Source organism: Nocardia amikacinitolerans, from assembly GCF_900215415.1.
GTDB lineage: Bacteria > Actinomycetota > Actinomycetes > Mycobacteriales > Mycobacteriaceae > Nocardia > Nocardia amikacinitolerans.
In genome coordinates this window covers 179643-191924 of the sequence record NZ_OBEG01000004.1, presented here as the reverse complement: position 1 = coordinate 191924, position 12282 = coordinate 179643, and the positions used below count along the sequence as shown (strand labels likewise).

Here is a 12282-nt window from a genome sequence, read left to right as displayed (position 1 = left end):
CTTCGCAGCCCTTGCACCCTCTGCGAAGCGTATGAAGGCCCTGCGAGGAACCGACTTCAGACCGCGCACATCGACTGCATGACCCCTTTGAGGATCGGCGCGCCATAGGTCGCGGGCGAGAAGGCGAGCGTCTGGATGATCGACAGCGGTGTCGTCACGCTCGAACCGACGCCGGTGAAGCCGAGCGCCATATTGCCCGCGGTCAGCAGCAGGCTGGTGACGTCCAGGGTCAGCGTCGCCAGGTCGAAGGCGTGCTCGACGCGCACCTCCGCGAGCGGCACGGTGTCAGCGCGCGGCGCTCGTAGAGGCTGAAGCCGAGATTGGTCAGGAAGGTCAGCGGCCCGTAGTCGATGGCGTGCACCAGCGGGCCGAGTTCCTCGGTGCGGCGAAGCAGCGCCAGCTCGGCCACCCGGTTCTCGCCGAGGAAGGCCTGGAGCGAGTCGGCGGCGGCGTGCATCGCGGGCCGGTCCAGCGGCAGAGCGGCGGCGTCCAGGTAGGCCCTGGTGCGTTCGACCAGCGCGGCGGTGGTGAGCTCGGCCATCGGCGTGCAGGTCCCGTCGGCGCGTACCAGCGCGTTGGCCAGGTCGATCAGCGGCGCGGGCAGCTCGACTCGCTCGATCGGGAATTCGTCCAGCTCGAGCTTCGGGTAGGCGTTGGGCGCCGCGCAGTTGGCGGCGATGAACTCCTGCACCTTGCGGGTCACCGCCTTCACGCCGTTGAACATCGCGCCGACGATCGGCTTCAGGAAGAACCCGGCGGTGGGCACCAAGCTGGCGGCCAGCTGCGCCGGGATCTTCACGATCCTGGTCGCGAGCACGAACACCTCGATGGCGTCGTTCACCGTGAGGTGGGCGACCGACATGGTCTCGTGGACGCGTCCGGTGCGTATCGCGTCCAGCCCGTTGACCAGATAGGTGACGATCGGGTCGTCCAGGAAGTCGGGCCGCTCGCCCACCGCGGCAGGGTGCTTGGGCAGACCGTCGCGGTGCACCCGCACGGCGGCCAGGGTGGCGCGGAAGTCGGCGACCTGGCGGTCGTAGCCCGCGACCTGCTCGTGCGGGACCATCGTGCGCACGGCGGTGGCCGCCGCGGTGACGACATCGTCGAAGGTGGGAGCGCCGGTGACGCACAGCGCCGCGGCGTCGGTGATCGGCGTCGAGGCGAGGGAATCCTCCTCGGCGTGGGCGGTGGCGGGAATCAGGACGCTGCCGCCGAGGACCACGCAGGACTGTAATAGCGCCTCGATGGCCGCGACGTAGCCGTTTCGGCGAATGCGGGAAATTCCGGTTGCCGCCGCCGGGGGCCCGCCTTCCCCCCGGACCGCGCGCGGACTTCCGATACGCTGGGCTCCCGTGACCGTCGCATCGTCCCCCGGTAACTCCGCCAACCCCTCCGCCCCGTTCGATCTGATCGTCGTCGGCTCCGGCTTCTTCGGGCTGACCATTGCCGAACGCGCCGCCAACGTCCTCGGCAAACGGGTGCTAGTGCTCGATCGCCGCTATCACATCGGCGGCAACGCCTACTCGGAGCCGGAACCGGAAACCGGGATCGAGATCCACAAGTACGGTGCGCACCTGTTCCACACCTCGAACAAGAAGGTCTGGGACTACGTCACGCAGTTCACCGAGTTCACCGGCTACCAGCACCGCGTGTTCGCGATGCACAAGGGACAGGCCTACCAGTTCCCGATGGGCCTCGGCCTGATCTCGCAGTTCTTCGGCCGCTACTTCACCCCGGACGAGGCGAAGGCGCTGATCGCCGAGCAGGCCGCCGAGGTGGAGACCAAGGACGCGCAGAACCTCGAGGAGAAGGCCATCTCGCTGATCGGCCGCCCGCTCTACGAGGCGTTCGTCCGCGACTACACCGCCAAGCAGTGGCAGACCGACCCCAAGGAACTTCCCGCGGGCAACATCACCCGTCTCCCGGTGCGCTACAACTTCGACAACCGCTACTTCAACGACACCTTCGAGGGCCTGCCCGCGCAGGGGTACACGAAGTGGCTGGAGAACATGGCCGCCTCCGAGCTCATCGAGGTCCGGTTGAACACCGACTGGTTCGAGGTCCGCGACGAACTGCGCGCGCAGAACCCGGACGCCCCGGTCGTCTACACCGGCCCGCTGGACCGCTACTTCGACTACAGCGAGGGCGAACTCGGCTGGCGCACCATCGACTTCGAGACCGAAGTGCTCGAAACCGGTGACTTCCAGGGCACCTCGGTGATGAACTACAACGACGCGGACGTGCCGTTCACCCGCATCATCGAGCCCCGCCACTTCCACCCCGAGCGCGAATACCCCACCGACAAGACGGTGATCATGCGCGAGTACTCCCGCTTCGCGCAGACCGGCGACGAGCCGTACTACCCGATCAACACGCCGGAGGACCGCGCCAAGCTGCTCGCCTACCGCGAGCGTGCCAAGCAGGAAACCGCGTCGGCGAAGGTGCTTTTCGGCGGTCGCCTCGGCACCTATCAGTACCTGGACATGCACATGGCCATCGGCTCCGCGCTGAGCATGTTCGACAATGTGCTGCGACCGCATCTGGAGTCGGGCGCGCCGCTCGTGGATGCCGAATGACCTCCTCACCGATGTTGGAAGAGATGACGACCGAGACCCGCGCGAAATCGCTGCTGCAGCGCATCATCCTGCCGAGGCCGGGTGAGCCCCTCGACGTGCGCACCCTCTACCTGGAGGAATCGGCGACCAACGCCAAGCGCGCGCACGCGACGACCCGTACCTCGCTGTCCATCGGCGCGGAGTCCGAGGTCTCGTTCTGCACCTACTTCAACGCGCTGCCCGCCAGCTACTGGCGCCGCTGGAGCGTGCTGACCTCGGTGGTGCTGCGACTCGAGCTGGCCGGACACGGCCGGGTCGACATGTACCGCTCCAAGGCCGACGGCTCGCGAATCCACGTGCAAGGCAGCGAGTTCGCCGTCGCCGCGGGCGCTGACTCGACGACTGTGGAGTTCGAGACCGATCTCGCCCCGTTCGAGGACGGCGGCTGGATCTGGTTCGACATCACCACCGACACGGCGGTCACGCTGCTCTCCGGCGGCTGGTACGCCCCGATCGATGCGCCGGGCGACGGCAGCATCGCGGTCGGCATGCCCACCTTCAACCGGCCCACCGACGCGGTGAAGACCCTCGGCGCCCTCGGCTCCGACCCGCTGGTGCTGGAGAAGATCAAGGCCGTCATCATCCCGGACCAGGGCACCAAGAAGGTCGTCGACGAGCCCGGTTTCGCGGAGGCCGCCGCGGTGCTCGGCGACCGGCTCGCCATCCACGACCAGCCCAACCTCGGTGGCTCCGGCGGCTACAGCCGGGTCATGTACGAGGCGCTGAAGACCACCGACGCCCAGTACATCGTCTACATGGACGACGACATCGAGATCGAGCCGGACTCGATCCTGCGCGCGCTGGCCTTCTCCCGGTTCGCCAAGGCTCCGGTGCTGGTCGGCGGGCAGATGCTCAACCTCCAAGAGCGCTCGCACCTGCACGTCATGGGCGAGGTGGTCGACCGCAGCATCTTCATGTGGACGGCAGCCCCCAACGTCGAATACGACCACGACTTCGCCAAGTACCCGCTGCGCGACCGCGACAACTCCAAGCTGCTGCACCGGCGCATCGACGTCGACTTCAACGGCTGGTGGACCTGCGTGATCCCGCGCCAGGTCGCCGAGGAGCTCGGCCAGCCGCTGCCGCTGTTCCTGAAGTGGGACGACGTCGAGTACGGCCTGCGCGCCCGCGTCGCCGGCTACCCGACCGTCACCCTGCCCGGCGCGGCGGTCTGGCACATGGCGTGGAGCGACAAGGACGACGCCATCGACTGGCAGGCGTACTTCCACCTGCGCAACCGCCTGGTGGTCGCCTCGCTGCACATGCCGGGCGACGGGCGCGGCATGATCGTCAACACCGTCAAGGCCACGCTCAAACACCTGCTCTGCCTGGAGTACTCGACGGTCGCGATCCAGAACCTCGCCATCCGCGACTTCCTCGCTGGCCCGGAGCGGCTGTTCCAGCTGCTGCCGAGCGCGCTCGGCGCGGTGCACGAGCTGCGCAAGCAGTACCCGGACGCGGTCATCCTGCCCTCCTCGACGGAGCTGCCGCTGGCCAGCCACATCGGCGTCGGCGCGGTGGGCGAGCCGCCGAACCCGATCGCGAAGGTCGTCCGGCTGGTCAAGGGCGTGGTGCACAACTTCCGCCCGGCGCACACCGAACACCACAAGACCCCGCAGCTGAACGTGCCGACGCTGGACGCGCGCTGGTTCCTGCTCTCGCAGGTCGACGGCGTCACCGTCACCACGGCCGACGGCCGCGGCGTCGTCTACCGCAAGCGCGATCCGCGCCAGGCCCTCGGCCTGTTCAAGGAGGCCATGCGGCTGCGCAAGGAGCTCGCCGCCCGCTTCCCGGAGATGCAGCAGCGCTACCGTGCCGCGCACCCGCGGCTCACCAGCACCGCGGCCTGGGAGAACGCCTTCGGTATCGATCAGAACGGAAGCAAGTAGTGAGTGCGATCAACCCGAGCCTCCAGGATTCGGCCACCCGGCCGCCGGAGGTCGCGATCATCAACGCCGTGCAGGCGAGTATCGGCGCGAATCCGTCGGTCGTCTCGGCCGCAAGGGGTATGTCGCACTTCGGCGAGCACGCGCTCGGCTGGATCGGCATCGCGGCCGCCGGCTGGTTGGTCGACAAGCCGCGGCGGCGGCAGTGGGCCGGGGTCGCGGTGGGCGCGGTCGGCGCGCACGCGGCCTCCATCGTGATCAAGCGCGTTGTCCGGCGTCCGCGCCCGAACGACCCGTCGGTGCAGGTCAACGTGGGGACGCCGAGCAAGCTGAGCTTCCCCTCCTCGCACGCCACCTCCACCACGGCGGCTGCGGTGTTGCTCGGCAGGCTCACCGGGCTACCCTTGCCTGCGGTGCTCGTACCGCCGATGTTGCTCTCCCGAGTCGTACTCGGGGTGCACTATCCCTCCGACGTGCTCGCCGGATCCGCGCTCGGTGCCGCGTCCGCCGCCGCCCTGCTCGCCGCCGAAAAGAGGCTCGAGCCGCGGCGCGAGCGACGGACGCGGAGGCGGTAGCTTGCGTAACCATGCAGGGCACCGGGAGCGCCGCAACTTCAGACACAGTGACCGCACGAGAAAAGGCCTTGGTTGACATGAGTGAAGAGCCGACCGGCGCCGATCTGGCAGAGGCCGTTGTCAAGGGCCCGCCCAAGACGCTGGCAGGTGGTTTGATCAAGGCCGTCCGGCCGCGGCAGTGGGTCAAGAACGTCCTCGTGCTCGCCGCCCCGCTCGCCGCGGGCTCGGTGACCGAGATCGACGTGCTCGCTCACGTCGGTGTCGCCTTCGTGGTGTTCTGCATGGCGGCCTCTGGCATCTACCTGGTCAACGACGCGCTGGACGTGGAGGCCGACCGGGCCCACCCGACCAAGCGGTTCCGGCCCATCGCCGCTGGCATCGTCCCGGTGAACCTGGCCTACGGCCTTTCCGCGGTGCTGCTTGTCGGCTCGATCGTCGGCTCGTTCCTGGCGGCCTGGCAGCTCGCCGTGGTGATGGCGGTCTACATCGGCATCCAGCTGGCCTACTGCTTCGGGCTCAAGCACCAGGCGGTGCTGGACATCTGCATCGTGTCGAGCGGCTTCCTGCTGCGCGCCATCGCGGGCGGCGCGGCGGCGGCCATTCCGCTCTCGCAGTGGTTCCTGCTGGTCATGTCGTTCGGCTCGCTGTTCATGGCGGCGGGCAAGCGCTACGCCGAACTCCAGATCGCGCTCGGCACCGGCGCCAAGATCCGCAAGTCGCTGGAGTACTACACGCCCACCTACCTGCGTTTCATCTGGACGCTGGCGGCCACCGCCGTCGTTGTCTTCTACGGTCTGTGGGCCTTCGAGCAGGATCGGGACAACGACACCACCTGGTTCGCGATCTCGATGATTCCGTTTACCATCGCAATCCTGCGTTACGCGGTCGACGTCGACGGTGGCGAGGCCGGAGAACCCGAAGAGATCGCGCTGGGGGATCGCGTCCTCCAGTTCCTCGCAATCGCCTGGATCGGAGCGGTAGGTGTCGCTGTCTATCTCACCTGACGAGATGTTGGTAGAGGGAGCGGAGCGAACTGAAGACGAGGCGGAACGCACTGCCAACGCGCAGGCGCGGTCCGCCTCGTCGTTCCAGCGCCTATCCCGAGCCACGTTCGTCGGTGGGATCGCGCTCACCGCGGCGCTTTTCACGATCGGCGGCTGGCAGCGTCGCTGGATCGCCGACGACGGTCTGATCGTCCTGCGCACGGTGCGCAACCTGCTCGCGGGCAACGGCCCGGTGTTCAACATGGACGAGCGGGTCGAGACCAACACCAGCACGGCGTGGACCTACATCGTGTGGTTCTTCAGCTGGCTGACCCAGGCGCGGCTCGAGTACGTGGTGCTCGGCATCGCGCTGACGCTGTCGGTGGCCGCCATGGTGTTCGCCATGCTCGGCACGGCCCGGCTGTGGGGCGGCACCAAGTCGGCGCTGCTGCTGCCCGCGGGCGTGCTCGTCTACATCGCGGTGCCGCCCGCCCGCGACTACGCCACCTCCGGTTTGGAGAGCGGACTCGTTATCTGCTGGCTCGGCGCGCTGTGGTGGCTGATGCTGCGCTGGGCGCAGGCCGAGCGGGTGCGCCTCGCCGGGTTGTTCGGTCTGGTGTTCTTCGCCGGACTCGCCCCGCTGATCCGTCCGGAGATGACGCTCGTCGGCGCGCTGGCGCTGCTGATGATCTTCTTCGCGCCGCTGCCGGAGACCCGCTTCCGTCCGATCGTGCTGCGCGCGGTCATCGTCGGCGTGGCGGGCCTGGTGCCGCTGGGCTACCAGATCTGGCGGATGGGCTACTACGGCCTGCCCTACCCGAACACCGCTGTCGCGAAGGACGCGGGCGGCGCGAAGTGGAGCCAGGGCTTCACCTACCTGTGGGATCTGGTCGGACCGTACTACCTGTGGATTCCGCTGCTCGTGCTGCTGGTTCTCGGTGTCGTCGTGGCTCGGTCGGCAACGGCCGGTGCCAAGCCCGCCGCGACGGAGGGGCGCCTGCGCCGGTTCAGCGCGTGGCTGCGCTCGCCCGCCGCGGTGGTCACCCTGGTGCTGGTCAGCGGTTTCCTGCTGACGATCTACGCGCTGCGCGTCGGCGGCGACTTCATGCACGGCCGCATGCTGCTCCCGCAGCTGTTCCTGCTGTTGCTGCCGGTCGCGGTGATTCCGCTGCGGCTGCCCGAAGGCGGCCTGCGCGCGGTGAACTGGTCGTTCGCGGTGATCCTGATCGCCTGGCTCGGCACACTGGGCTGGGCGCTGTTCGCCTCGGGCACCACGGCCATCAAGACCGGCACCAAGATCAGCTCGTCCGGCATCGTCGACGAGCGCGTCTACTACGTGCTCAACACCGGCCACGACCACCCGATCCGGGCCGAGGACTACCTCGACTACCCGCGCATCCGGGCCATGGTGAACAACATCCAGGAGACGCCCAACGGCGGCCTGCTGCTGAACTCGCCCTCGTTCATGTTCTGGTACATCGCGCCCCCGCCGCAGCCCATCCCCGATGGCGGCGCAGGCCACACGGTGTACTTCCTGAATCTGGGCATGACCAGCATGAACGTCCCGCTCGACGTGCGCGTCATCGACCAGATGGGCTTGGCCTATCCGCTCGCCGCGCACACCGAACGGCTGGCCGACGGCCGCATCGGCCACGACAAGAACCTGTATCCGGACTGGGTCGTCGTGGACGCGGGCATGGTCGACAAGAAGCCGTGGATGCCCTGGTACCTGGACGAGAAGTGGGTCGCCCAGGCGCGCACGGCCATGTCCTGCCCGGAGACGCAAGCCCTGCTGATCTCCTCCCGCGATCCGCTGACCTTCGAGCGTTTCCGGCACAACCTGCGCAACGCGCTGTCGTTCGCCAAGTACCGGATCGAGCGGGTGCCGAAGTACGAGATCCAGCGCTGCGGGCTCGTCGACCCCTTCCCGCAGCAGCCGCCGAACTGAACCTCTGGAGTCACACTGGGCCCACGGATCACCGTGGGCCCAGTGGTTTCCGGTGAAGTTCGGATAAACGTGGTGTACGCCGCTTTATCTCTTTTTGATAACGCCCTTGCATCGATGGCGGGTTAGGCTCTCCCGGTACGCCCGCCGGGGTGTCCACTCGACGTGGACAGGGACCGGCGGTCTCCGTCGAGGCGCGGCCGTCTCCGGTCGCATGTAGCGAAAGGCCTAAAAAAATAATGCGAGGCGTGATGGGGCGCAGCGCGCAGGCTGGTCGCCTGCGTGCTCGAAGAGCCGGTGGATGGCTCAAGAAGTCGGTCTTGGTGTCGATGGCAGTCGTGCTACCGCTCGGGGCGTCGGTGGCAGGCCAGGGCGCCACCGCGTCCGCGGCGTTCAACCCGGAGGGCTTCGACTTCTGGGTCGACTCCAGCATGGGGCCGATCAAGTCGCGCATCTTCCGCGCGGCCGACGGCAACACCAACCGCGTTGTCTACGCGCTGGACGGCATGCGCGCCCGCGGTGACCTGAGCGGCTGGGAGATCGACACCGAGGTCGCCCGCGAGCTGACCAAGTGGAACATCAACGTGGTTATGCCGGTCGGCGGCCCGTCCAGCTTCTACGCGGACTGGAACGCGCCGAGCACCTTCCTCGGCATCCCGACCGGCTCGGGCCCCTCCGGCTCGTCCTCGGGGTCCTCGATGACCGGCTCGTCCGGCTGGAACGAGACCGTCGGCAAGGTCAGCACCTACAAGTGGGAGACCTTCCTGACCCAGAACCTGCGCTGGGCGCTGCGCGACCGGCTCGGTTTCAGCCCGAACCGCAACGGCGTGTTCGGTCTGTCGATGGGCGGCTCGGCCGCGCTGACGCTGTCGGCCTACCACCCGGATCAGTTCAGCTTCGCCGGTTCCTACTCCGGCTACCTGAACATCTCCGCGCCGGGCATGCGCGAGGCGCTGCGCGTCGCGATGCTGAGCGCCGGCGGCTACAACATCGACGCGATGGCGCCGCCGTGGGGCCCGCAGTGGCTGCGCATGGACCCGTTCGTGTTCGCGCCGCAGCTCAAGGCCAACAACACCCGCCTGTGGATCGCCGCAGGCAGTGGCCTGCCCGCCGCGGGTGACGTGCACTCGCCGATGGACGTCGTCCAGGGCGTGCCGCTGGAAGCGCTCGCGCTGGTCAACACCAGGGCCTTCCAGGTGCGGATGATGACGCTCGGCGCCAACAATGTCACGTACAGCTTCCCGCCCGTCGGTATCCACAACTGGCGCAACTGGGAGTCCGAGGTCTACCGGATGATTCCGGACCTCTCGGCCCACATCGGCTGATTCCAGGCTCGACCCGAAACCGCCCGGCGCGCCCCGCGCCGGGCGGTTTTTTCGGGTGAACGCTTCCATGTCGTGGTTCTCTGGATGAGTGCCTGCAACGGGAAGGTGTGGCCTGCTTGTGTGCCCGCCACGCACATGAGCGCCGTGCGGTTCTGATAGCGCCGCGCCGGGCATCCGTAATGGGGGTCGACAACGAATCCTCAGCCGGAAACCCGCGAATCCTTGTGGGCTGGATCACTTTCCAGCAACATAGAAGCATTCGTTGCCGATCGATACCCATAGAACATGCACAGAGGTCGAAAGGTCCGTTTTCAGCGCGGATGCGTGATCTTCGTGCCCGCTGAGGGGCCGGTCGAGTTGCTTGCTGTTTGCCTCCCCCGGTTGTCGAGGAAAGGTCGAGTCGAATGCGTACTGCCCGTGGGAAACACCGTCGCCATTCGTCCGGATCGTGGATGCGCAAGTGGGCGCTCGGCGTCGCGGTCGCGATGTTGGCGCCGCTGGGAGTTTCCGTTGCGGGCACCGGAGCGACGGCCTCGGCGGCGTTCAATCCGGCGGCCTTCGACTTCTGGGTCGATTCGGGCATGGGCCCGATCAAGTCCCGCGTCCTGCGCGCCGCGGACGGCAACACCAACCGCGTCGTCTACGTCCTCGACGGCATGCGCGCTCCCGAGACCCTCAACGGCTGGGAGATCGAGACGAATATCCCCGCGCTCCTGGCCAGCTGGAACATCAACGTCGTGATGCCGGTCGGCGGCATGTCCAGCTTCTACGCGGACTGGAACGCGCCGAGCGAACTCCTCGGCATCCCCGCGGGTTCCGGCTCCAGCTCCGGCTCCGGCGCGATGAACATCCTCGCGGGCGGTCCAGGTAAGAGCTACCGGTACCAGTGGGAGACCTTCCTGACCGAGAACCTGCGCTGGGCGCTGCGCGACCGGCTCGGTTTCAACCCGAATCGCAATGGCATCTTCGGCCTTTCGATGGGCGGCAGCGCCGCGCTGACCCTGGCCGCCTACCATCCGGACCAATTCAGCTTCGCCGGTTCCTATTCCGGCTACCTGAACATCTCCGCGCCCGGCATGCGCGAGGCGATCCGCATCGCCATGCTCGACGCGGGCGGTTACAACGTCGACTCGATGGCGCCGCCGTGGGGCCAGCAGTGGCTGCGGATGGACCCGTTCGTGTTCGCGCCCAATCTGATTCGCAACGGCACCCGCCTCTGGATCGCCGCGGCGAGCGGCCTGCCCGCTGCCACCGACCCGCCGAGCTTCAACACCCTCAACGGCATGGGGCTCGAGGCGCTCGCGCTCGCCAACACGCGGGCCTTCCAGGTGCGCATGGCGACGCTGGGCGGCGGCAACGCCGTGTACTCCTTCCCGGCCTACGGCATTCACGCCTGGAACAACTGGGCCGACGAGGCGACCCGCATGCTTCCTGACCTGTCCGCGAACATCGGCTGACCCAACCACCGAGGACCGCTCGGGGCCGCCAGGCTCCGGGCGGTCTTTCGCGTTGGCTGAACGATCGCTGGTGAACGAGCGACGACCGACCCCTATATAAGGAGACGCCCACCGGGGCCGGAACCGGCCGCCATCCGGTTTTGATCACGATCCGATATACGGGCGCGTCCCTCGGCTGTTTGCTTCGAATATGCACATATAGAAGAGCAGTACCGCTTCGGAACAGCAGTACCGCCGAAACCCGTGCTAGTCCGGTTCTCGGCATCAGTGGCGATCCTCATGCACGACGGTTGCGGTCGACGGAGACCGCGCGGGCGAAAGGTCTGGTCGATGCGAGTTGACGGGTTGAGCGAACGCAGTGAGCGAATCATGGTCCGGCGCGCACCGCGCATGGCGCCGCTGAGCGCAGGCGAGGTGCGGGCATGAGCGGAATGGTTGCCGGGGGACGTTCCCCGCGGCGGTGGTTGCGGCGTTCGGTCGCCGGTCTCGCGCTCGCGCTCGCGGTACCGTTCGGCGCCGCGTCCGCCGGGCTGACGGCACCGGCCACGGCGGCCTTCAATCCGGCCGGTTTCGATTTCTGGGTCGATTCCAGCATGGGCCCGATCAAGTCGCGCATCTTCCGCGCGGCCGACGGCAACACCAGCCGCGTCGTCTACGCGCTGGACGGCCTGCGCGCGCGCAACGACCTGAGCGGCTGGGAGATCGACACCGACATCTCCCGGACCCTGACGCAGTGGAACATCAACGTCGTGATGCCGGTCGGCGGTCAGTCCAGCTTCTATTCGGACTGGATCGCGCCGAGCAACACCAACGGCCAGACGGTCACCTACGCCTGGGAAACGTTCCTGACCGAGAATCTGCGCTGGGCGCTGCGCGACCGGCTCGGTTTCAATCCGAACGGCAACGGCGTATTCGGCCTGTCCATGGGCGGCAGCGCCGCGCTCGCGCTGGCCGCCTATCACCCCGATCAATTCCGTTACGCGGGTTCGTATTCGGGATATCTGAACATTTCCGCGCCCGGCATGCGCGAGGCTTTGCGGCTGGCGCTGCTCGACGCGGGCGGTTTCAACATCGACGCCATGTGGGGCCCGCCGTGGGACCCGCGCTGGCTGCGCCACGACCCGTTCATGTTCGCGCAATTGTTGCGGCAGAACGGGACGCGGCTCTGGATCTCCGCCGGCAGCGGCCAGAACGGACCGCGTGACGTGATCAACGCGCCGATCGACGTCTATCACCTCGGCAACGCCATGGCATTGGAGACGCTCGCGCTCGCCAACACGCGTGCGTTCCAGGCCAGGATGGACACCCTCGGCGGCGGGAACGCGATCTACAACTACCCGGCGGTCGGCGTGCACAACTGGCATTACTGGCAGGATCAGGTGCTCGCGATGCTGCCCGATATGAGCGCCCATCTTGGATGACGTAACAAAATGACCCTTCGGGGACGACATCACTGCTGAGACGCGGTAGGGTCACCGCACGATCACAGATTGTGC

General features: G+C 67.6%; 10 protein-coding genes. 8 read left to right on the top strand and 2 right to left on the bottom strand.

Annotation, left to right across the window (positions count from 1 at the left end; all coding sequences use genetic code 11):
* Window positions 1-56 precede the first annotated feature (56 nt).
* Window positions 57-281 (bottom strand): hypothetical protein, encoded by a 225-nt coding sequence (locus CRP45_RS19260; protein WP_097246255.1) that lies wholly within the window; start codon window positions 279-281, stop codon window positions 57-59.
* Entirely contained in the window at window positions 230-1222 is a 993-nt protein-coding gene (locus CRP45_RS19255) for a hypothetical protein (RefSeq protein WP_097246254.1), read from the bottom strand. Before CRP45_RS19255 ends, CRP45_RS19260 begins: the two co-directional genes overlap by 52 nt.
* Before the next feature lie 130 nt (window positions 1223-1352).
* Between CRP45_RS19255 and glf the strand changes: the two genes are divergently transcribed.
* The 8 genes from glf to CRP45_RS19215 all read left to right on the top strand — a co-directional run bounded on the left by glf (window position 1353) and on the right by CRP45_RS19215 (window position 12207).
* Window positions 1353-2576 carry a UDP-galactopyranose mutase gene (glf, locus tag CRP45_RS19250; protein WP_067786599.1) on the top strand — a complete coding sequence of 408 codons (1224 nt, stop codon included), beginning with the start codon at window positions 1353-1355 and terminating at the stop codon, window positions 2574-2576.
* On the top strand, window positions 2573-4504 hold the full coding sequence (locus CRP45_RS19245) for a glycosyltransferase (RefSeq protein WP_097246253.1): 1932 nt from the start codon (window positions 2573-2575) through the stop codon (window positions 4502-4504). Before glf ends, CRP45_RS19245 begins: the two co-directional genes overlap by 4 nt.
* 8 nt (window positions 4505-4512) lie before the next feature.
* Complete coding sequence (locus CRP45_RS19240; protein ID WP_097246646.1) at window positions 4513-5076, top strand: phosphatase PAP2 family protein; 564 nt, start codon at window positions 4513-4515, stop codon at window positions 5074-5076.
* Between the two features lie 77 nt (window positions 5077-5153).
* A complete protein-coding gene (locus CRP45_RS19235) occupies window positions 5154-6080 on the top strand; it encodes a decaprenyl-phosphate phosphoribosyltransferase (RefSeq protein WP_097246252.1) in 927 nt (308 codons plus the stop codon).
* 4 nt (window positions 6081-6084) lie between these two features.
* A complete protein-coding gene (locus tag CRP45_RS19230; protein ID WP_425436949.1) occupies window positions 6085-8007 on the top strand; it encodes an arabinofuranosyltransferase AftB family protein in 1923 nt (640 codons plus the stop codon).
* Window positions 8008-8255: 248 nt separating this feature from the next.
* Window positions 8256-9329, top strand: coding sequence for an alpha/beta hydrolase (locus tag CRP45_RS19225; protein ID WP_067786605.1), 1074 nt, complete (start codon window positions 8256-8258; stop codon window positions 9327-9329).
* Between the two features lie 404 nt (window positions 9330-9733).
* Window positions 9734-10786: an alpha/beta hydrolase gene (locus tag CRP45_RS19220; RefSeq protein ID WP_097246251.1), complete on the top strand. Its 1053-nt coding sequence runs from the start codon at window positions 9734-9736 to the stop codon at window positions 10784-10786.
* A gap of 431 nt (window positions 10787-11217) precedes the next feature.
* Window positions 11218-12207, top strand: coding sequence for an alpha/beta hydrolase (locus CRP45_RS19215; protein ID WP_097246250.1), 990 nt, complete (start codon window positions 11218-11220; stop codon window positions 12205-12207).
* Window positions 12208-12282: the final 75 nt, after the last annotated feature.